23 protein-coding genes are annotated in these 19905 nt (G+C 40.1%); 14 read left to right on the forward strand and 9 right to left on the reverse strand.

The window, feature by feature from the left end; all coding sequences use genetic code 11:
- Window positions 1–85: 85 nt before the first annotated feature.
- A complete protein-coding gene (locus tag MHB58_RS02705) occupies window positions 86–1126 on the forward strand; it encodes an ABC transporter permease (RefSeq protein ID WP_008404577.1) in 1041 nt (346 codons plus the stop codon).
- The gene (locus tag MHB58_RS02710; protein WP_340734622.1) at window positions 1119–1913 is read left to right on the forward strand and encodes an ABC transporter ATP-binding protein; all 795 of its coding nucleotides are present in this window, start codon (window positions 1119–1121) and stop codon (window positions 1911–1913) included. Before MHB58_RS02705 ends, MHB58_RS02710 begins: the two co-directional genes overlap by 8 nt.
- Before the next feature lie 295 nt (window positions 1914–2208).
- Here MHB58_RS02710 and ilvA read toward each other — a convergent pair whose 3' ends face one another.
- On the reverse strand, window positions 2209–3477 hold the full coding sequence (ilvA, locus tag MHB58_RS02715; RefSeq protein WP_014824763.1) for a threonine ammonia-lyase IlvA: 1269 nt from the start codon (window positions 3475–3477) through the stop codon (window positions 2209–2211).
- A 347-nt stretch (window positions 3478–3824) separates the two neighbouring features.
- Between ilvA and MHB58_RS02720 the strand changes: the two genes are divergently transcribed.
- The gene (locus MHB58_RS02720; protein ID WP_008404573.1) at window positions 3825–4574 is read left to right on the forward strand and encodes an SDR family NAD(P)-dependent oxidoreductase; all 750 of its coding nucleotides are present in this window, start codon (window positions 3825–3827) and stop codon (window positions 4572–4574) included.
- 67 nt (window positions 4575–4641) lie between these two features.
- On the opposite strand, the gene MHB58_RS02725 is transcribed toward MHB58_RS02720, so the two are convergent.
- The 4 genes from MHB58_RS02725 to thiD form a co-directional block, all read right to left on the reverse strand.
- Window positions 4642–5997: a YjiH family protein gene (locus MHB58_RS02725; protein WP_014824762.1), complete on the reverse strand. Its 1356-nt coding sequence runs from the start codon at window positions 5995–5997 to the stop codon at window positions 4642–4644.
- A gap of 281 nt (window positions 5998–6278) precedes the next feature.
- The gene (gene bshB2 / locus MHB58_RS02730; RefSeq protein WP_014824761.1) at window positions 6279–6956 is read right to left on the reverse strand and encodes a bacillithiol biosynthesis deacetylase BshB2; all 678 of its coding nucleotides are present in this window, start codon (window positions 6954–6956) and stop codon (window positions 6279–6281) included.
- Window positions 6957–6969: 13 nt separating this feature from the next.
- A complete protein-coding gene (locus MHB58_RS02735; RefSeq protein WP_008404569.1) occupies window positions 6970–7320 on the reverse strand; it encodes a YojF family protein in 351 nt (116 codons plus the stop codon).
- A 221-nt stretch (window positions 7321–7541) separates the two neighbouring features.
- Window positions 7542–8390, reverse strand: coding sequence for a bifunctional hydroxymethylpyrimidine kinase/phosphomethylpyrimidine kinase (gene thiD, locus MHB58_RS02740; RefSeq protein ID WP_014824759.1), 849 nt, complete (start codon window positions 8388–8390; stop codon window positions 7542–7544).
- 162 nt (window positions 8391–8552) lie between these two features.
- Here thiD and MHB58_RS02745 point away from each other — a divergent pair, with 162 nt between their 5' ends.
- The 6 genes from MHB58_RS02745 to MHB58_RS02770 all read left to right on the forward strand — a co-directional run bounded on the left by MHB58_RS02745 (window position 8553) and on the right by MHB58_RS02770 (window position 13244).
- Window positions 8553–9248, forward strand: a complete 696-nt coding sequence (locus tag MHB58_RS02745) for a uracil-DNA glycosylase (protein ID WP_340734623.1) — start codon at window positions 8553–8555, stop codon at window positions 9246–9248.
- Window positions 9249–9300: 52 nt separating this feature from the next.
- Window positions 9301–9483, forward strand: coding sequence for a hypothetical protein (locus MHB58_RS02750; protein ID WP_008404564.1), 183 nt, complete (start codon window positions 9301–9303; stop codon window positions 9481–9483).
- Window positions 9480–9758, forward strand: coding sequence for a YwdI family protein (locus MHB58_RS02755; protein ID WP_008404563.1), 279 nt, complete (start codon window positions 9480–9482; stop codon window positions 9756–9758). Before MHB58_RS02750 ends, MHB58_RS02755 begins: the two co-directional genes overlap by 4 nt.
- 93 nt (window positions 9759–9851) lie before the next feature.
- Window positions 9852–10232, forward strand: a complete 381-nt coding sequence (locus tag MHB58_RS02760; RefSeq protein ID WP_014824757.1) for a DUF423 domain-containing protein — start codon at window positions 9852–9854, stop codon at window positions 10230–10232.
- 134 nt (window positions 10233–10366) lie between these two features.
- Window positions 10367–11557: a M20 family metallopeptidase gene (locus MHB58_RS02765; RefSeq protein WP_014824756.1), complete on the forward strand. Its 1191-nt coding sequence runs from the start codon at window positions 10367–10369 to the stop codon at window positions 11555–11557.
- Between the two features lies 1 nt (window position 11558).
- A complete protein-coding gene (locus MHB58_RS02770) occupies window positions 11559–13244 on the forward strand; it encodes a methyl-accepting chemotaxis protein (protein ID WP_014824755.1) in 1686 nt (561 codons plus the stop codon).
- A 187-nt stretch (window positions 13245–13431) separates the two neighbouring features.
- Here the strand turns inward: MHB58_RS02770 and gerQ are convergent, their stop codons facing one another.
- On the reverse strand, window positions 13432–13752 hold the full coding sequence (gerQ, locus tag MHB58_RS02775; RefSeq protein WP_008404558.1) for a spore coat protein GerQ: 321 nt from the start codon (window positions 13750–13752) through the stop codon (window positions 13432–13434).
- A gap of 409 nt (window positions 13753–14161) precedes the next feature.
- On the opposite strand from gerQ, the gene MHB58_RS02780 reads away from it, so the two are divergent.
- Window positions 14162–14350 carry a hypothetical protein gene (locus MHB58_RS02780; RefSeq protein WP_008404557.1) on the forward strand — a complete coding sequence of 63 codons (189 nt, stop codon included), beginning with the start codon at window positions 14162–14164 and terminating at the stop codon, window positions 14348–14350.
- Between the two features lie 96 nt (window positions 14351–14446).
- Here the strand turns inward: MHB58_RS02780 and hemQ are convergent, their stop codons facing one another.
- On the reverse strand, window positions 14447–15184 hold the full coding sequence (gene hemQ, locus MHB58_RS02785; RefSeq protein WP_014824754.1) for a hydrogen peroxide-dependent heme synthase: 738 nt from the start codon (window positions 15182–15184) through the stop codon (window positions 14447–14449).
- Window positions 15185–15349: 165 nt separating this feature from the next.
- On the opposite strand from hemQ, the gene MHB58_RS02790 reads away from it, so the two are divergent.
- Entirely contained in the window at window positions 15350–16177 is an 828-nt protein-coding gene (locus MHB58_RS02790; protein WP_340734624.1) for a lipoate--protein ligase family protein, read from the forward strand.
- 22 nt (window positions 16178–16199) lie between these two features.
- Here MHB58_RS02790 and MHB58_RS02795 read toward each other — a convergent pair whose 3' ends face one another.
- A complete protein-coding gene (locus MHB58_RS02795) occupies window positions 16200–16841 on the reverse strand; it encodes an RsfA family transcriptional regulator (protein ID WP_014824752.1) in 642 nt (213 codons plus the stop codon).
- 231 nt (window positions 16842–17072) lie between these two features.
- Here MHB58_RS02795 and MHB58_RS02800 point away from each other — a divergent pair, with 231 nt between their 5' ends.
- Together MHB58_RS02800 and MHB58_RS02805 are read left to right on the forward strand one after the other, a co-directional pair.
- Window positions 17073–17297 carry a DUF1450 domain-containing protein gene (locus MHB58_RS02800; RefSeq protein WP_008404549.1) on the forward strand — a complete coding sequence of 75 codons (225 nt, stop codon included), beginning with the start codon at window positions 17073–17075 and terminating at the stop codon, window positions 17295–17297.
- 123 nt (window positions 17298–17420) lie between these two features.
- Complete coding sequence (locus MHB58_RS02805) at window positions 17421–18728, forward strand: HD domain-containing protein (protein ID WP_340734625.1); 1308 nt, start codon at window positions 17421–17423, stop codon at window positions 18726–18728.
- 159 nt (window positions 18729–18887) lie between these two features.
- Here MHB58_RS02805 and MHB58_RS02810 read toward each other — a convergent pair whose 3' ends face one another.
- Complete coding sequence (locus MHB58_RS02810) at window positions 18888–19073, reverse strand: 2-hydroxymuconate tautomerase (protein ID WP_008404547.1); 186 nt, start codon at window positions 19071–19073, stop codon at window positions 18888–18890.
- 65 nt (window positions 19074–19138) lie between these two features.
- On the opposite strand from MHB58_RS02810, the gene MHB58_RS02815 reads away from it, so the two are divergent.
- Window positions 19139–19651, forward strand: coding sequence for a YwhD family protein (locus MHB58_RS02815; protein ID WP_008404546.1), 513 nt, complete (start codon window positions 19139–19141; stop codon window positions 19649–19651).
- Window positions 19652–19905 lie beyond the last annotated feature (254 nt).

Consider the following 19905-nt stretch of genomic DNA (forward strand, 5'->3'; position numbering starts at 1 on the left):
CAAAAAAAGCAAGTCAGCCTAAACAGGGATAAATGTTTGGGCTGATTTGCTTAAAACTTTTAAAAAAGTCAGGAGATGATTCGAGATGTTTACAGCTATGTTTGGGTCAGTGGAGCAAGGGATCATCTATGCAATTATGGCGCTTGGGGTTTATTTAACATTCCGCGTGCTGGATTTTCCGGATTTAACGGTTGATGGAAGCTTTGTAACGGGTGCAGGGACGGCAGCGATGATGATCGTACTTGGTTATAATCCGTTGCTTGCCACATTGGTTGCAACAGTTGCTGGATTTATTGCTGGATGCATGACAGGAATTTTACACACTAAAGGGAAAATTAATCCACTGCTTGCAGGGATTTTAATGATGATTGCCCTCTATTCGATCAATCTTCGAATTATGGGGTTAAGCTCAGATACCGGTGTAACACGACCAAATATTCCATTATTAAATTCGGAAACAGTTTTTTCGACGTTCGGAGCTTTCTGGTCGAATTTAGGCATTGATTCCGCGATTACAAACCTATTGAAATCAATGGGCTTAGCTTCTGTTCCAACAACTTGGGGAATTTTAATTTTAATGGTTGTTGTCACGGCGGTTATTAAACTAGTAGTAGACTGGTTCTTAAAAACGGAAATCGGTCTGGCAATCCGTGCAACAGGTGACAATAAACGAATGATTCGCAGCTTTTCGGCAAATACCGATTCACTCGTCATTTTAGGGCTGGGAATTTCAAATGGTATGGTGGCATTATCGGGTGCCTTGATTGCCCAATATACAAAGTTTGCCGATGTCGGACTGGGAATTGGTATGATCGTTGTCGGATTGGCGTCTGTAATTATCGGTGAAGCGATTTTCGGAACAAAGTCGATTGTTCGTGTCACATTTGCAGTTATTGCCGGGGCAATAATTTACCGAATGATTTACGCATTGGCTTTACGTGTAAAATGGCTTGACTCAGGTGATATGAAATTAATTACGGCGGTTATCGTTATTCTAGCGCTAGTAATCCCGCAAATCGTAGGGAAATATAAAGAGAAAAAGAGAAAAGCAAAACGTTTGGAAGAACGTCTCGCATTACAGCAGGCAGAAGTAGATATTGAGCAGGGAGGGAAGAGCCTTGCTTAAATTAGATGGCATTAATAAAGTGTTTAACGAAGGAACACCCGATGAGAAAATTGCGCTGGACAATATTAACTTGCATTTGGCACCTGCTGACTTCGTTACAATTATCGGAAGTAACGGTGCCGGTAAATCGACAATGATGAATATGATTTCCGGAGCGTTAACACCCGACTTTGGCTCTGTCGAAATTAACGGCAATAATTTAACCCGTTTGCCGGAGTATAAGCGTGCTGTCCATATCGGCCGTGTTTTCCAAGATCCAATGGCAGGGACAGCACCAACGATGACGATTGAAGAAAACTTGGCGATCGCCTACTCGCGCAACACGAAGCGTTCATTGCGTTTTGGTGTTGATAAAAAGCGTCGAGAGTTTTTCAAAACGTCATTGGAAAAGCTGCATTTGAATTTGGAAAATCGTTTATCGGCTAAAGTCGGGCTATTATCGGGTGGGGAACGCCAGGCATTAAGTTTATTAATGGCGACTTTTACGAAGCCTTCAATTTTGCTGCTTGATGAACATACAGCAGCACTCGACCCATCACGCGCAGAACTTATTACAAAGCTGACAAAAGAGCTTGTCGAGGAAAGCCAGCTGACAACACTGATGGTCACGCATAATATGCAGCAGGCGCTCGATTTGGGGAATCGCCTCATCATGATGGATAAAGGTCAGATCATTCTGGAAGTCGGCGAAGACCGCAAACAGGACTTGACGATTCCGGATTTAATGCACGAATTCGAACAAATCCGCGGCGAAAAAATGAACTCAGACCGCGCGCTGTTAGGGTAATTGAAAAGTTCCGGATAGATATCGAGCTTCTTTTAATGAGTAAGCATCAGTTTGAATTAAAACTTGATTAATTGATTGGAGTGAAGGGACGACTCCTGGGGGATAAGCGCGACGCCTGAGACTAGGAACAAAAGCTAAAAGAACGCCACGTCCTGTGGCAACGCTTTTGTGACCAACATCGTGTTGGCCTCACGCCCCCGGAAAGCGCCCCCATAACGGAAATCAATTTTTAGAAGCAAAAGACTCAATTTTCTCGTGGAGAAAATTGAGTCTTTAAATTTTTTAACAATATTATCTACACAAGCAACGCAAACAGTGTACTGTCGTTATTTACTTCCTTATACTCGAAGCCGTTTGCACGCATACGTTCAATTAATCCTGCGTGGTCTTCGCGATGTGCAAGCTCTATGCCGACCAATGCCGGTCCGCTTTCTTTGTTGTTTTTCTTCGTATACTCGAATGTTGTAATATCATCATTCGGACCAAGAACTTCCGTTAAAAATTGGCGTAATGCTCCTGAACGCTGCGGGAAACTTACGATGAAATAGTGCAGCAGCCCTTCATAAATGAGTGAGCGTTCTTTAATTTCCTGCATACGCCCAATATCGTTATTTCCTCCAGAGATAATGATGACAACCGATTTTCCGCGAATTTGCTCTGCGTAAAAGTCAAGTGCTGCAACCGACAATGCTCCAGCAGGCTCGGCAATAATAGCATGCTTATTATAAAGATCTAAAATAGTCGTACATACTTTGCCTTCCGGAACGGCGATAATATCATCCAAATAGTGACGGCATACTTCATATGTATCATGCCCAACACATTTTACAGCAGCGCCATCAACGAATTTATCGATCGTGTCGAGTGAAACCACTGCTCCGTTTTGGAAAGCAGATTTCATACTTGCCGCCCCTGCAGGCTCTACACCAATAACTTTACTCGAAGGGGATAAGTTTTTAATGTACGAAGAGACGCCTGACATTAAGCCGCCACCGCCGATACTGCCAAATACATAATCGATCGGCTCTTCGATGTCGTTCATAATTTCTACCGCCACTGTTCCTTGGCCAGCCATTACATCTGCATCATCGAATGGATGGATGAAAATGCGGTTTTCCTGTTCACAATAGGCAAGCGCGCTTTCTGCAGAGTCGTCAAATGTATCGCCTGCCAGCACAATTTCCACAAAGCTTCTTCCAAACATCCGCACTTGATCGATCTTTTGTTTCGGTGTTGTTTTCGGCATGAAGATTGTTGCTTTAATTTCCAGCTTTGCACATGCGTAGGCAACGCCTTGTGCATGATTGCCTGCACTTGCACAGACGACACCTGAAGCACGAGCCTCAGTTTCAATTTTTTTAATTTTATAGTAGGCACCACGTAATTTAAATGAGCGAACATGCTGCAAATCTTCACGCTTGAAGTAAATTTTTGCCCCATATTTTTCTGATAAATATTCGTTTAATTGCAGGGGTGTATGTACAACAACATCTTTTAAAAAATGATGTGCGATTAATACGTTTTCGACTGCAATCGTATTCGGTTGAGTAACTCCCATTTCCATGTAACCTCCGTCATCTGATTAAAGATTATATTATTCTATCATAAATTTATGACGTAATGGCATAAAAATTCTGTAAATTATGAAAATTCATCAATATGCCATAATGAAAGCGGTTTAATACAGAAATTAGGCAAGGATTCATACAAAAATCCCTTCAAATTGAAACGCCAACTAAATTCCTTGGAAGAGCATATCGTAGAACAGAACAGGAAAAGCTTATGTTTAAATCACCTCTCATGTTTATTTGAAAAGTAAAAGGGAAAAATAAATTATTGTGGCAGGACAATTTTGCGGATAGGAAAAACTTATTGGCAACGTCCAAAATCATATAATCAGGGGGAATAGGGATGACTAAAACAGCGATTATTACAGGTGGAGGCAGCGGGTTAGGACAGGCAACAGCCATCCGTATGGCTCAGGAAGGTATTAATATTGCAGTAGTGGATGTCAGTGAAAAAGGCGGAAACGAAACAGTTGAACAAGTAAAAACACATGGCGTAGACGCTATTTTCATTAAAGCGGATGTTTCAAAAGCAGAAGAAGTAAAAAACTATGTGGATCAAACACTGAAGCATTTTGGTTCGATCGATTACTTCTTTAACAATGCAGGGATTTCCGGAAGCGGTAAATTCTATTTAGATACTACCATCGAGGAAATTGAACAAATTGTCGGCATTAACTTGCTTGGGGCACTTTATGGTGTACGCTATGTGGCCGAAGTAATGCTTCAAAACGGTGGCGGTTCTATTGTGAACACAGCATCAAGTGCCGGTGTAATTGGACAGGATTCCGTTGTTACATATTCAGCAACGAAACACGGAATTGTCGGCTTAACAAGAAGTATGGTAGCGGAATACGCAAAAGACGGGCTACGCGTTAATGCCATCGCACCAGGGCCGACTGAAACACCAATGGTAAAAGCCTTTTATGAAGCAAATCCGCAAATGAAGGAAAATGCTACTGGTGGAATCCCTCAAAAACGCTTAGGTACACCAGAGGAAGTAGCAGAGCTTGTAACCTTCCTGCTAACTTCAAAAGCAGAGTATATTAACGGGGAAGTCATTCGAATCGATGGCGGCTTCACAAGCACGAAGTAAATAGTAAAAAGGGCTGCCCGGAACGTCAGTAGAGAATCTGACTTTCCGGCAGCCCTTTATTGTTTAATTAAAATAAAAGATGTGCAATTGCTGCGATAATCGGAATCGAAATGATTGTACGGATTAAGAAAATGATAAATAGATCCCAGATTTTTAATGGAAGCTTCGTACCTAAAATCAGTCCGCCGACTTCTGACATGTAGATTAACTGTGTAACCGATACTGTCGCGATGAAGAAACGTGTCATTTCTGATTCAATGCCAGCACCTAAAACTGAAGGTAACAGCATGTCCGCAAAACCGACAATCATCGTTTGTGCAGCTTCACCGGCTTCAGGAATTTGCAGAAGCGCTAAAATCGGCTCAAATGGCATTCCTAGTATACGGAAGAAACTTGTAAACTCTGCTAACACTAATGCAATTGTTGCGAACGCCATAATAATCGGTGTAACCGCAAACCACATTTCCAGTACATTAATAAATCCATTTTTGATCATTTTACCTAAGTTACGGTTAGAATCGGCTTTCGATAAAGCATTGTGCAATCCAAAAGAAAATACATTATATCCATTTTGTACATCTTCACGGTTTGCAGGCACTTGAGAGCCATCAATTAAAGTATCCGCTTTTTGTTTTAACGGGTAAATACGAGGCATAATGAATGCTAAAATTAAACCACAAATAATGACAGAAGCATAGAACTCGATGAAGTAATCACCAATGCCGATTGTTTCAACTACAACTAAACAGAAAGTAATCGATACAACCGAGAAAGTTGTTGCGATTGTTGCAGCTTCACGGCCTGTATAATTTTTTTCTTCATATTGCTTGCTTGTAAGCAATACGCCGATTGTGCCATCACCAACCCAAGAAGCTAGACAGTCAATGGCAGAGCGTCCTGGGATCTTGAATAGGGGGCGCATAATTTTCACCATCATTGAACCGAAGAACTCGAGTAAACCGAAGTCTGTTAATAAAGGCAACAATAAACCGGCAAATAAAAACAGTACAAACATGAAAGTTACAAGACCGGATGCCGGATCAAGTAACACGCCTGTTGTAACGTCACTTGTTAAACTCTCAGGTCCGATTTGGAACACATACATACTCGCAAAAATGACTGCAAGCACACGCATAATTGTCCAGAACCAGTTTACACGGAATAATGAATCAGCGAGTGTACGTTGCTCTTTTTTTTGCGGAATAAACTGCATTACGACAGATCCTACCGCCGCAATAATAAATACGATGAATGCGAACCAGTGAATGAATGGTTCCACTTTACCTGCCAAAAAGTTCGCAAGGATCGCAATCGGTACTTTTATGCCGTCTTCTGTACCAATCGGTGTAATAAATAGAAAGACACCAAGTGCAGAAAGGGCAATAAATAGAAACCAAGTATAAGAAGAAAATTTTGTTTTCATATATGATAACCTCTTTGATTGTTAGTTTGAATATTTATACACTATAAAACGTGTTTATTCATTTGTCTACTGTTTTACATAAAGATTAATATTTCTGAAAACTATACCGATTAAAAAATGAATATAATTAGGCGGGCGAAAGGTTTAAACGTAATAAACATCATATTTTTGAAGAAATAAGCTAAAATTGAACCGAATAAAAATACAAGAAATGAATAAGAGAAAAAAGGACGCCTGCAAATCCCAAAATATGCAAACGTCCTTGAAATTATAAATATACATTAATCATTGAATGTTACAGTATAAAATCTTTCGTGGCTTAACCAGTTATCTAGTGAGACATCTCCGGTATCTACCCGTTTTTCTGCGTCTTGTATCATCCAGGCAGTTTGAGAAGCATGCGCTTTTAAAGCTTTTAACTTATCTGCTTTAACAGACGAGATTTCGATTGTAACATCCGGCTCACCGTTTTTCTCCACTGTGTCATTCGCAAATGCACAAGCTAAAATACGAGGGCGATACTGTTTATCGATACGGCGTACCGCTTCGACGACAGCGCGTCCAGTTGCTTCATGATCGGGATGGACAGCGAAGCCAGGTAAAAATGTGAAGATTAATGATGGATTCAGCTCGACAATTAAATCATTTACGAGCTTGATCATTTTTTCATCATCTTCAAATTCAACTGTTTTGTCACGTAAACCCATCATACGCAAATCACCGATACCCATTGCCTCACACGCTTCCATCAGCTCTTTTCGGCGGATTTCCGGCAATGACTCGCGCGTTGCAAATGGAGGATTTCCTAGGTTTCGTCCCATTTCGCCTAATGTTAAACAAGCATATGTAACAGGAACTCCCATGTTGTGGAATAAGCGTAATGTACCTGCAACTGAAAAGGCTTCATCATCCGGGTGCGGATAAACGACTAAAACGTGACGTTCTTCTTGTAATGTCATATAAGCAACCTCCTTAATAAGCAAATGGCGTTTCGCTGATTTCTAATGCAACCGCCAGCTTTCCAGTATTATCTAAACCGGCCATTAGTAATCGGCCCTGATCGTCCAGTTCAAAATGTGTAATTCCTTGCGCGTAAACCCAGCCATGCGGCATTTTAAGTCCGACACGGTGCGGTGCGTCCCCTACAACTTTTCCTAATTCATAGCGTATTTGTACATTGCGTATAAATGCGCCTGCATTGAAAAAGCCTTCATTGTAGTGTGTTGCATAAGAGCCGTTTGTAGTTTCTAGATGAATAAAAACGTCTTTGTTCGCAAAAGAATTAATTAACTCCTGGAGCTCGTTAGTATTTACTTCCTTCATCACTCTTATTAACTCCTTTCGAATCTTTCTATTAATAGTATAGTCAAATATATTCGACTGTGAAACGAAAAAGTCACACAAGAAATGAGTTCTTGTGTGACGCAGCTATATCAAGTACGCCTCAGCGTAATTGCTCCGGATTCGGCTTTGCGTTAAAGCAAAGAATTCCTTGCCGAATCTGTGACATCCGCCGGAGGCAAAACTTCTACTTGTAGAAGTTTTTATGCATGTAGATAGTTTGGAATTGTTGTAACAGTAATTTCAGGTGCTCCGAAACGTGGTTTTGCACCGTGCATTACTGGTCCAACATGTTCATTTAAAGCCCATCCGTGTTTAATCGCCGCTGAAACGAATTCTTTCGCTTCAATAACCGATTCCTCAACAGAAAGACCATTTGCTAAGTTTGCACAAATACTCGCTGCAAAAGTACAGCCTGCCCCATGATTATAAGTAGAAGAAACTTTTTCTGTTTCTAATAATTTAAATTCTACTCCATTATAGAACAAATCAACGGCTTTATCATGTACTAAGGCTTTTCCACCTTTAATTACAACATTTTTTGCCCCAAGCTCATGAATTTTCACAGCGGCAGCTTGCATTTGCTCGATCGTTTTCGGCGTTGTTGTGCCTGCCAGCTGTCCTGCTTCGAAAAGGTTAGGTGTGACAACTGTTGCATAGGGTAATAAATATTTAATCATTGCTGTCGTGTTGCCAGGGTTCAATACTTCATCTTCGCCTTTGCAGACCATTACAGGATCAATGACAATTTTATCTGTGCCGGAAGCTTGAATCGCTTTTGAGGCCATTTGAATAATTTCTTCAGTTGAAAGCATGCCTGTTTTAATGGCATCGACACCTGTTGAAAGGGCTGTATCGATTTGCTTTTGCAATAATTCTGTCGGTAGCGGTGTTACTGTGTGGCTCCAAGTTTTCGGGTCCATTGTTACGACTACAGTCAATGCGACCATTCCGTATGTGCCATGTTCCTGGAAGGCTTTTAAATCGGCCTGCATTCCTGCGCCTGCAGAAGTATCAGAACCAGCAATTGTTAAAGTTTTTTTTAGTGTCATATAGCATATCTCCTTATAGTGAATATTCGAATTATAATAAGGTTAAGTATAACTCCTATCTGACTATATAAAAATGGTCAGAAAACGAAAAAACTATAATGCCAGAAGAACTACTTGAACTTCTGCAGCAAATACAATAGCGTTTAAAATGAGGTGGAAATTATGATGGAACAGTTAACAAATAGTTGGAAAGATTTATTGTCTCGAGAAGAAGAGCAGCCGTATTATAAATTTCTCGAAACATTTTTAGAAAGACAATACATGGAACAAACAGTGTATCCGAAGAAGGAGAATATTTTCAATGCCCTCCAGTTAACGGATTACGATAATGTAAAAGTAGTCATTTTAGGCCAAGACCCGTATCATGGTCCGAATCAGGCACATGGATTAAGTTTTTCGGTTGAAAAAGGGCAAAAATTACCACCCAGTCTTAAAAATATGATGAAGGAACTGCAACAGGACATTGGCTGCGAAATACCTGAGCATGGAGACTTAACATCGTGGGCAAAGCAGGGTGTATTATTATTGAACACCGTTTTAACTGTACAAGCAGGCATTGCCAATTCTCATAAAGGGCAAGGTTGGGAACAATTTACGAATGCTGTTATTGAACTTCTCGCGAAACGTGAGCAGCCTATTGTATTTTTATTATGGGGAAAACCGGCGCAAAGTAAACGAATGTTAATTGAACAAATTTCAAGTAACCATATCATTCTGCAATCGCCACATCCGAGTCCACTAAGCGCACACCGAGGATTTTTCGGAAGCAGACCGTATTCAAAAGCAAACGAAGCGCTTTTATCATTGGGACAACAGCCGATTGACTGGTGCTTAACGAAGAAATGGGGAAACAGCTAAACTTTTGCCCAAAAGCATGGTAAAGTATTGATAGAAAGAGAGGGAACGGCAAATGAAAGTAGATTGCTTTAAATGCCAGTATTTTCGTGTGACATGGGATCAGTCTAATCCGCGCGGTTGTACAGCATATGGCTTTAAAACGAAGCAGCTGCCATCTCTCGTTGTAAAACAGTCTTCGGGAATGGACTGTTTAAAATTCGTACCGAAAAATAGAGAAGGTGGGCAAACGCGATGATTACGTATGAAACGATTGTTAAGCAAATTGAAAAATTGACAGCAGAAGCAGCACATGCGGCAACAGAACAACAAGCCCGTGAAAAGCTTACGGCAATTCGTGCACTATGTGATGTCGTTTTAGACGAAAAAGTCAGTTCGCCAAAACCTGCTTCCATAAATAGCATGAGTATGAGTACAACAATCTCGACCCCGGTATACACGCAACCAGTCGCAATTCCAGCACAAAAGCTTGAAGAAGACGATGCAAACGGCGACTCATTGTTTGATTTTTAACTGATATTAAAATTAAGAATCGTAAAAAGACTTTTTATACATCAACCCCTTGTTAGGGAAATTCGGTATTAGAAAAAGAAAGAGGTAAAAGAAATGAAAGGTACAATTATATCTGGTGCAATTCACGGATTTTTAGCAGTTGCCTTAGGCGCATTTGCAGCACATGCATTGGAAAATTTGCTCGATGATTACAGTGCAGGAATTTGGGATACAGCAATCCAATATCAAATGTTCCATGCAGCAGCACTTATTTTGGTCGGTATTTTAATGTCAAAAGCTATTTTCGGTGAAGTAAAGCAGTTAAAAATTGCGATGTTCTGCTTTAATGCAGGCATTGTGTTCTTCGCTGGAAGCTTAATGGTGTTAGCATTAACAGGAATCGGTATACTAGGTGCCATTACTCCTATTGGCGGGGTATTCTTTTTAGTGGGCTGGATTATGGTTATAATAACAGTAGTAAAAAAGACTCAATAAAATCTGTAGCATATACTTCATAAATTGGAAGTATATGCTTTTTTTATTATTTTAATTTAAAAATAAAATCTTTTATCTAAATTATTTGAATTTATTGTATAGTTATAAAGTAAGAGAGTAAAGGGGTAAGGAAAATGGACCAATTATTATTAAAGTTAGAAGATAATTTTGAAGAGATGGTAAGTATTCGACGCTATTTACATGAGCACCCGGAACTATCCCATCAGGAAATACATACACCTGCATACATTGCAAATTACCATCGGGAGCTAGGCTTGGAAGTTCGCGAATTTGTAGGAGGGCGTGGAGTTGTAGCCACATTAAAAGGGGCAAAACCAGGAAAGACAGTGGCTTTACGTGCTGATTTTGATGCATTGGCAATTCAGGAATTAAATGATGTTCCTTATAAATCGAAAAATGATGGAGTGATGCATGCGTGCGGCCATGATGGGCATACAGCAACATTACTCGTTCTGGCAAAAGCATTAACAGAGATGCGGGATCAACTGTCCGGCACTATTGTATTTATCCACCAGCATGCAGAAGAGCTTGCTCCAGGTGGGGCAAAGGCAATGATTGAAGATGGCTGTTTAGACGGAGTAGACGTAATATTCGGAACACATTTATGGGCACCGACCCCTTTAGGGGAAGTTCTTGTACGCGAAGGGGCTATTATGGCGGCAGCAGATCGGTTTGAAATTGTGATCCAAGGAAAGGGTGGACACGGTGCAGAACCACAGCATTCAGTTGATGCAATCGTTGTTGGCGCACATTTTGTTACACAATTGCAGACGATTGTTTCTCGCCGTGTCGCCCCACTTGAATCGGCTGTAGTGACACTCGGGCAATTTGAGGCGATCAATCCGTTCAATGTCATAGCGGATACAGTGAAAATGCAAGGGACTGTACGTGCCTTTGACGAACAAGTACGAAGACAAATGAAAGAGGAAATTGAATTATTATTGAAAGCGACCTGCTTAGGAATGCATGCTGACTATCGATTTGACTATTTTGATGGTTATCCGCCTGTAATAAATCATGTAGAACAGACACAACTTGTCGCGCAAATAGCGAACGAAACACCGGGTGTTGAAAAGGTAACAGTTTGTTCTCCATTTATGATAGGGGAAGATTACGGCTACTATATGCAGCACGTTCCAGGTACTTTCTTCTTTACAGGAGCCAAAGACCCGGACTGGGAAACGGTATATCCGCATCATCATGCCCGATTTGATTTCGATGAACGTGCAATGCTCATCGCAGCAAAAGTTTTAGGACAGGCAACATTGGAGTTTCTTTTAACTGAACAACGAGAAGAGGAATAATATGAGCGTAGGAAAAAGATTAAATGCTGCACTAATTATAATGATAGTGTTAATTATGATTACAGTAATACTGAATTATATTAGTCTGAAAAATATACAGGGAAATATGAATGAAGCACTCGACTACCGGGTTGAACAAATTCGTTCCGTAGACAAAATCCGGTTTAATGTCGCGATGCAAGGAATGTATGTACGCGCACTTGTTTTTGATGGAAAAGAGGAATCTGCCGAAAGCTTTAAGCAGTATAATGAGTTACTGGATCAGGAGATTGAATATTTAGGGAAATTAGTCTCAAGCGATACGATGAAAGAACTGATGGAACAAATCATTAAGTACCGAGATGACTTTAATTACGGTTACCTTGATATGATGGATGCTTTCGAACGGGGCGATCAAATACTCGCAAACGGTTTTATTAATACAAAACTGCGCGCAGCAAATGACGGAATGTTCGATGCAACAGCTCAAATGGTTGAGCATCAGGAAAAGGAGCTTGATGCAATTAAAACGAAAGCCGACGATGCGATTGGCTTCTCCGTTTTAGTTGCCGGTATTGCTTTAGCAATCAGTGTTCTTATCGGCATACTTGTTATGATTTATATTCGTAAAACTATTATTTCCCCTTTAAATGGAATTGTGAATGAAGCGAATCTTATTGCAGCAGGTGATTTATCGCAGCAAGATATTCATGTGAAAACAAAGGATGAAATAGGACAACTGGGCAACGCATTCAATTCGATGAAAAATAATTTATCGAACCTGATAAAAAATATTCAAGTCAACTCAGAGCAAGTAAATGCGGCGGCACAGGAGCTTTCAGCAAGTACCGAAGAAATAACGGCAACGACGGAAGATGTCACGATGCGGGTAAATGATACGACAGAAAGAGCGCAAATTTCTGCAAATGCATCAAATGAAAGTGCCCGTGCAATGGAAGAAACAGCAGCAGGGGTACAACGAATTGCGGAATCAACACAGAAATTGCTTGGAAATTCGGTTGATGCGACACAAACAGCAAAAAATGGCGGTCAAATTATCTATGATGCGCAACAACAAATGAGCATTATTAGTTCATCAACAAACTCTGTAAATGCTTTAGTACAAAAACTGGCACAACAAACAGAAGAAATTAATAATATTTCCCAATTAATCACATCGATTACGGATCAAACGAATTTATTGGCATTAAATGCAGCGATTGAAGCAGCGCGCGCAGGAGAACATGGAAAAGGGTTTGCTGTCGTGGCAGATGAAGTACGGAAGCTGGCTGAGCAATCGAAGTCATCTGCCAGTTCAATTGTCAACTTAACACTTGAAATTAAAGCAGATACGGAAAACGTAGAACGTGCCGTATCGGAGTCGTTAGTTTCTGTGGAAGATGGTGTAAAGATTATTTCAAATGCCGGCGATTCATTTACAACGATTGTAGATGCAGTGACACAAATGTCGATGCAAATCCAGGAAATTTCAGCTACTTCTGAAGAGCTTTCTGCAAGTGCAGAGCAGGTGACGGCATCGGTTAATGAAATAGCCCAAAGTTCAACTGAATCAAGCGGCAACTTAGAGATGATCGCGGCAGCAGTAGAGGAACAGACCGCTACAATGCAGCAAGTAAATGCAGTTGCCGTGACATTAAGCGATAATGCACAAACACTCCAACAGGAAATTTTGCAGTTTAAAGTATAATCCTTTCCATAAGGGTGAAATGAATGGAAACCTGCTTGAAAAAGAGTTAAGTACTCGTAGTAAGAAGCTAATATTTTTTTTACAGCAAAAAACGTCATTTTTCTCCTGAGAAAAATGACGTTTTTGAGTTATGTCTGCTGCTTTTCTGCAACAAAAAAAGGCGCTTAAAAAATGCGCCTTACTTCTTTTAAGGTTGTTGTGTGAAATAACTTAATTCTTCATCGAATTCCGCATAGTCAAAGTAAATCATCGGGAACAGGAATCGGTGGTTATTTTTTAAATCACGTAAAATTACATGGTCACGGCCGGCTGCTTCCACAACCCCACGGACCGCCCGTGTATTACTGCCAGCTACCGCATTATCAAATGAAAAATAAAACGTACCTGGTTTACCTCTGTTTAATCGTAAAATATTCTCGATATAGGATTCCTCACGTGGAAAGCCTACTCCTTGCATACCTGGTATACCCGAAGACATCGGAACCGTCGCAGGATTCATTTGTTGCATTGGAGACGTCCAATAATAAGTCAATTTTGCATCCTTTCATAAAGAAATTTAATATACTGCAGTCATCGGCGCAAGAAACAGTAAACGAAGAAATGGCTGCTGTTTCTCTGTGTTCACAATAAGCAGGACACTTGCTTCACCTTCTGCCGCACTGTAACCGAAGAAAGAAGGGCGGCATGTAAACCTTTTATTTGAAGTTTAGGCGTTCGATGTGACCTCCTTTTTCGACTTAGTATATGCATAAATAAAAAAGTTGAACACCAAAAACAGTGTTGTTTTTTGAACAGGTGACATACTATAGGTTAATTAGTTCGGATATATGTAATAAATTTCAATGTATTGGGAAAGATAAAGTAAATAAATAAGAGATTGTTGCCGGTGTTGACGAAAAGCGCAGGAGTGGAACATCATGAAAATAGGAGTTTGGTTAGGCATAATAATTAGCGCATTATTGTCTTTTGCGGTTGCAATATTTTATGAACAGCCGATTCATTGGTATTTATTGGTTCTTCTAATCATCATCGGTTTCTTCATTAATACAATCATTATAATTTTAAAGTTGCAGGATGAATCAAACGTAAAAGATGAGCCGAAATAGATCGGCTCATCTTTTACGTTTCAGGAAAAAATAAACCCGTTCCACACTTTTGAAGTTGGTTAAGCCAAACATCAAGTGGGGGAACGGGTTAAGACATTAAATTGCTAACAGTTTTTCTAGTTTTTCATTGTCCAGCAAGTTTCCTACTAGAAACTCACCGAATTCGCCGTAACGAGCTGAAACTTCATCAAAGCGCATTTCATAAACGATTTTCTTGAATTGAAGCATATCATCAGAGAACAATGTAACGCCCCACTCATGATCATCCAAGCCGACAGAACCAGTTATAATTTGCTTGATTTTACCTGCATAGCTGCGGCCAATTAGACCGTGGTCATACATCAATTTTTTGCGATCTTCCATAGAAAGCATGTACCAGTTGTCATTGCCTTCACGTTTTTTATCCATTGGGTAGAAGCATACGTATTTTGATTTTGGCAGTTCAGGATATAAACGCGCACGAACATGCGGGTTTTGATATGGATCTTCATCTGATTTACCTGCTAAATAGTTCGATAATTCGACAACGGAAACATATGAATACGTTGGAATTGTAAAATCGGCAATCGCCAATTTCGCGAATTTTGTTTCGATTTCATTTAGTTCTTCAGGTGTTTCACGTAAAGTCATAATCATGAAATCTGCTTTTTGCCCAATAATTGAGTAAAAAGCATTCGAACCCGTATCTTTATTTAAGTCTTCCAAAAATGCGATAAATTCTTTTGTAGCGGCTTCGCGTTCTTCAGCTGAAACTAATTTCCATGATGCCCAGTCCATTAAGCGGAAATCATGTAATGCGTACCAGCCGTCTAATGTAATTGCTGCTTCATTCATCTGTTCAAACACTCCTTGTAAATGAAAATGATTCACAATTAGTGTAGCATAGTTTCAGGAAAAAATATCATTTCAACATTGCAAAATCCGTCAATTCACCAATTTGACATGACTTTAAAATGCGGTATGCTAAAGTGAGGAAAAATTAGGCTAGGAGTATAAAATATGAATGATTTTTTGCAGCAAACAATGTGGCGTTTTATCGATCAGTCGATCAGCGCGAATAAACGCTCGCCATTAGAGTCCTTTGCAATGGATGATACACTTTGTCATCTTGTCGGTCAGAAAATGACCAATTCGACAATACGTACTTGGGTTCATCATGATGCAGTGGTTCTTGGCATTCAAGATCACCGCTTGCCTTATATTGAGCAAGGAATGGAGACATTGAAGAACAGTGGATATGATCCGATTGTCCGCAATTCTGGGGGACTGGCGGTCGTATTGGATGCAGGAGTTTTAAATATTTCGATTGTGTTAAATGAGGACAAGCCGTTAAGTATTAATAATGCGTTTGAAATGATGGTTGCATTAATTCGTCAGTTATTCCCTGAAATTTCAACGAAAATAGAAGCATATGAAATTGTTGGTTCTTATTGTCCAGGTTCATATGATTTAAGTATTAATGGGCAAAAGTTTGCCGGTATTTCACAGCGCCGTATGAAAAGCGGAATTGCAGTTCAAATTTATTTATGTGTGGAAGGCAGTGGCAGTGAGCGTGCGGAACTGATTAAACGTTTTTATGAAAATGGTCTGCAAGGCGAGAAAACGAAATTCAAGTATCCGGATATAAAGCCGGAAGTCATGGCTTCACTTCAACAACTGACAGGACAAAATGTGACAGTATTCGAAGTGAATGAAAGGCTTCGTAACCTATTGAGGCAGTGGAATGGACAGCTGTTCGAACTGCCATTGGAGCAAGAGGAAATGGAATTGTACGACTACTATTTAGAACGCGTGTTCAAACGCAATGAGTCGATGCTAAGTAAATAAGAAAATAAAAAGAGGCGAGGTGCTAATATAGCGCTTCGCCTGAATCATTTAACGATGTTTGGGAAATCAAGTTGCCGTTACGCTCCATTTTGAATGTTGGCGTGGCCTCAGTATCTGTTTCTAGTGCTACAAGTCGTCTTGCGCGGTTCATAATAGAAACAAACTGCTCGTAATCTTCTTTAATCGCTTTATTCTCTTTTTGCAGTGCTGTCAGCTGTTGCTCTAGCTGGCTTTTCTGTTCTGTTAATAGTGATGTCAATTTGCGCCATTTCAATAAATCCTGTTCATTTGAATTCGTATGCTGCAGTTGTACTAAGTATGCAATGACGATATCTAGTGATAATGCCGATAATGGAATCGATGTTGGCTGATTTTCGTTTGACGGCAGTAAGTATACTGGAGTTGTTCTGCGTTTTGTAGCCGTATTCATCATGCGCATACGTTCTTTGCGTTCCTTTTTCGCCTGTGCCAAATCTTCTTCATAAATGCGTCGGACTACAGCATTCCAGCGAAAACCGCAAGCTGCAGCTGTTCTGTTTAGTAAATCCCCAGCTTCCTCAAATGCATTTAATTGTGTACTGCCTTCTTTTACATGGCGTAAAACAGCCTCTGCTAACAGCTCATCATTCTCTTTCACCCATGCGTCTTGTCTTGTTTTTGTCATAAAAAACTCCCCCTGAATTATAATAGTTTTGTTGTTGTAAATCTATCATGTCCAAAGAGGAAAACATTTATTCAATATATCGTAAATTGTTGCTAGAATGATGAGAAATATGTTCCTAGCAGAACTTTGAACGGAATTGCTAGGATAAAGCTTGAATGAAATAAGCAAAATAAGATACAATAGCAAATAGGTTAAAACAGCGAAAATAGCATATAGAGAGGTGTTGACACTATGGCAAACTTATTCCACGTTTGCGATGAATGTCAGGCCGTTAATTTAAAGACGTTAATTCCAAAATTAAAAGAAATTGATCCAGAAGCAACGATTGAAATTGGCTGTCATTCATACTGTGGTCCAGGCCGCAAAAAAACATTTACATTTGTAAATAACCGTCCAGTTGCCGCATTAACTGAAGAGGAGTTAATGGTAAAGGTACTCGACAAATTGAAAAAGTAACAGCGTAACAAGGACGCGTTCTGAAAGATTTTCAGAACACGTCCTTTTTGCGTTTTCGGCGGATTCATTTCTATTTCACTGACATCTCACTTATAATGTTGTTAAGAGATAAGGAGGTGGGCTATGTTGATGACATATGCAAAAACAAAACTGCAAGAGGAAAAAGTTTTTAAAGACCCTGTCCATCGCTATATTCACGTTCGGGATCAAGTCATCTGGGATTTGGTCAAAACAAGAGAATTTCAGAGATTGCGCCGTATCAAGCAGCTTGGTACGACGTATTTAGTGTTCCATGGAGCTGAACATAGCCGATTTAATCACTCATTGGGAGTATATGAAATTGTCCGTCGAATCGTGGATGATGTATTTAAAGGAAGAAAAGAATGGGATGATTCTGAGCGTCTACTCGTATTATGTTCCGCATTACTGCATGATTTGGGGCACGGGCCGTTCTCTCATGCATTTGAGAATGTATTTGAAACAGACCATGAATATTTTACGCGTCAAATTCTGCTGGGGGACACAGAGGTAAATGCCGTGCTCCGTCGAGTGGCCGATGACTTTCCGGAAAAGGTCGCGCAAGTAATTGAAAAAACGTATCCCAATGAATTGGTTGTCAGCCTAATTTCCAGTCAGATCGATGCAGACCGTATGGATTACCTGCAGCGTGATGCGTATTATACGGGTGTCAGCTACGGACATTTTGATATGGAGCGTATCATGCGTGTTATGCGTCCACGTGCAAATGGTGTTGTTATAAAAGAAAGCGGGATGCATGCGGTCGAGCATTACATTATGAGCCGCTACCAAATGTATTTGCAAATTTACTTCCACCCGGTGTCAAGAAGTGCGGAAGTCGTGCTGAATCATATTTTAAAACGAGTGAAAGTGCTGTGTAAAAATGATTATCCATTTAAATATGAACCGACGCCTTTTTTATCCTTTTTCAGAGGGAATGTTACATTGGAAGACTATATTGCGCTCGATGAAAGCATTATGCTGGCGTACTTCCAATTTTGGATGGGAGAAGACGATGAAATTTTACGGGATTTATGCCGAAGATTCGTCAATCGGAAACTGTTCCAATATACGAATCTGAATCCTTACAAGCAGCCTGAAGTATATGCACAGCTGCAACGTCTATTTTTGCAGGCTGGCATTGATCCGGAATATTATTTAGTGCACGATTCCACATCGGATTTACCTTATGACTTTTACCGCCCTGGTATTGAAGGGACGAAGAAGCCAATTTACTTGCTAATGCAGGACGGTATGCAGCGTGAACTATCAGAGGAAAGCCAAATCGTCGAAGCAATTGCCGGTCGCATCAAAGTCGACCATAAAGTGTATTACCCGGAAGAGTTATTTAAAGACGAGCGGATTCCAGCTACATTGCGGAATGAAATAAAACAGCTCATTGAGGAAGCGTAACGGGTGCAGGAAAGGTACATAGTTTGAGTGAATAGATGGAAAACCTTCGCTCAGTTAAAAAAGTCAATACCCGCAAAATTAAAAACACCCCAATTTTCCCTAAAGAAGATTGAGGTGTTTCGATTATTAATTAACTGAAATTCAACGCCAGCTTAACCATTATTGGTCGCTATAGCGTACGCCACCTTTAGCATAGTGGTTTTTAGACATTTCTTCAATAATGATTGATACATTTTCTACTGGTGCGTCAACTGTTTTTGAAACAGCTTGTGTAACTTCTTCTACGAGCGCGCGTTTTTGTTCATCAGTGCGGCCCTCAATCATTTTAATTGTAACGATTGGCATAAAGTCGCCTCCTAGTTAAAATATAGTGTATAGTATTTATATTAGCGTATTTGGAGGGATTTACAATGGCAAATGAAGAAAAACCAAAACCGAAAATGGGTTTTACGATAATAAAAAATGATCCTACCGATGGGCATAAAGGATTCGGTATTGGTTCACTTTCTTTGGAAAATGTATCGCCGGTCATTGTCGATGTCGCAGAAGGAACAGCAATTGTTGATATCGGAGCAATGCATGCGAAAAGTGAAGTAGAGCGCGGCATTAAGTTTACAATGAACCGTGAAGATTCAGCTGGCGGAAAAGATTACTGGCTTGTATGGGTAACAATTGACCATAAAGAATCAGGTGCTTATTTTGCCGGTGTGACAGCATGTGAAATGGTCGTAAACCGTGAAAAACGCCGTGGCTATAAAATTTTGGCAGACCATGTGAACAGAATGGATAAATCAATGAAGCGTCACATTATTGTAGACCATATGGATGAGCCGTCAAAGAAAATACTGGCCGACTTCCTGAAAAGCCACAACGAAGAAATGTGGAACAACAGTGATGAGAAATTGAGACAGGATTTAGCATAAAGCTGCACCTTGAACGAAATAAACATCTTACAATAATATTACAAAATTCAGTGAACAATATGTGAAATTTCAAATTCTACCAAAATCCGTAGTTGAAACTGGTTCTAAAAGAAAGTAAACTGAATTTAAAGCTTGCGAAATAGTAGGCTAGGACATGTGGGAAATGAAACAGGTTGAGCAGTATGCGGCATTTGAACCTTCCCAAGCCGAATGCCCCATGGTTCTCAACCATTCATTCACCACAATAGAAAAGC

Origin of the sequence: Solibacillus sp. FSL K6-1554 (assembly GCF_038005185.1) — a bacterium.
Taxonomy (GTDB): domain Bacteria; phylum Bacillota; class Bacilli; order Bacillales_A; family Planococcaceae; genus Solibacillus; species Solibacillus silvestris.

Bases quoted from the DNA above. Each gene is read 5' to 3' on its own strand.
- hemQ (WP_014824754.1), bottom strand. From the start codon at position 15,184: ATGAATGAAGCAGCAATTACATTAGACGGCTGGTACGCATTACATGAT.
- MHB58_RS02755 (WP_008404563.1), top strand. From the start codon at position 9,480: ATGATTACGTATGAAACGATTGTTAAGCAAATTGAAAAATTGACAGCA.
- MHB58_RS02725 (WP_014824762.1), bottom strand. From the start codon at position 5,997: ATGAAAACAAAATTTTCTTCTTATACTTGGTTTCTATTTATTGCCCTT.
- MHB58_RS02765 (WP_014824756.1), top strand. From the start codon at position 10,367: ATGGACCAATTATTATTAAAGTTAGAAGATAATTTTGAAGAGATGGTA.
- MHB58_RS02815 (WP_008404546.1), top strand. From the start codon at position 19,139: ATGGCAAATGAAGAAAAACCAAAACCGAAAATGGGTTTTACGATAATA.
- MHB58_RS02795 (WP_014824752.1), bottom strand. From the start codon at position 16,841: ATGACAAAAACAAGACAAGACGCATGGGTGAAAGAGAATGATGAGCTG.
- MHB58_RS02805 (WP_340734625.1), top strand. From the start codon at position 17,421: ATGTTGATGACATATGCAAAAACAAAACTGCAAGAGGAAAAAGTTTTT.
- MHB58_RS02800 (WP_008404549.1), top strand. From the start codon at position 17,073: ATGGCAAACTTATTCCACGTTTGCGATGAATGTCAGGCCGTTAATTTA.
- ilvA (WP_014824763.1), bottom strand. From the start codon at position 3,477: ATGGAAATGGGAGTTACTCAACCGAATACGATTGCAGTCGAAAACGTA.
- thiD (WP_014824759.1), bottom strand. From the start codon at position 8,390: ATGACACTAAAAAAAACTTTAACAATTGCTGGTTCTGATACTTCTGCA.
- MHB58_RS02750 (WP_008404564.1), top strand. From the start codon at position 9,301: ATGAAAGTAGATTGCTTTAAATGCCAGTATTTTCGTGTGACATGGGAT.
- gerQ (WP_008404558.1), bottom strand. From the start codon at position 13,752: ATGCAACAAATGAATCCTGCGACGGTTCCGATGTCTTCGGGTATACCA.
- MHB58_RS02790 (WP_340734624.1), top strand. From the start codon at position 15,350: ATGAATGATTTTTTGCAGCAAACAATGTGGCGTTTTATCGATCAGTCG.
- MHB58_RS02810 (WP_008404547.1), bottom strand. From the start codon at position 19,073: ATGCCAATCGTTACAATTAAAATGATTGAGGGCCGCACTGATGAACAA.
- bshB2 (WP_014824761.1), bottom strand. From the start codon at position 6,956: ATGACATTACAAGAAGAACGTCACGTTTTAGTCGTTTATCCGCACCCG.
- MHB58_RS02770 (WP_014824755.1), top strand. From the start codon at position 11,559: ATGAGCGTAGGAAAAAGATTAAATGCTGCACTAATTATAATGATAGTG.
- MHB58_RS02705 (WP_008404577.1), top strand. From the start codon at position 86: ATGTTTACAGCTATGTTTGGGTCAGTGGAGCAAGGGATCATCTATGCA.
- MHB58_RS02760 (WP_014824757.1), top strand. From the start codon at position 9,852: ATGAAAGGTACAATTATATCTGGTGCAATTCACGGATTTTTAGCAGTT.
- MHB58_RS02735 (WP_008404569.1), bottom strand. From the start codon at position 7,320: ATGAAGGAAGTAAATACTAACGAGCTCCAGGAGTTAATTAATTCTTTT.
- MHB58_RS02780 (WP_008404557.1), top strand. From the start codon at position 14,162: ATGAAAATAGGAGTTTGGTTAGGCATAATAATTAGCGCATTATTGTCT.
- MHB58_RS02720 (WP_008404573.1), top strand. From the start codon at position 3,825: ATGACTAAAACAGCGATTATTACAGGTGGAGGCAGCGGGTTAGGACAG.
- MHB58_RS02745 (WP_340734623.1), top strand. From the start codon at position 8,553: ATGATGGAACAGTTAACAAATAGTTGGAAAGATTTATTGTCTCGAGAA.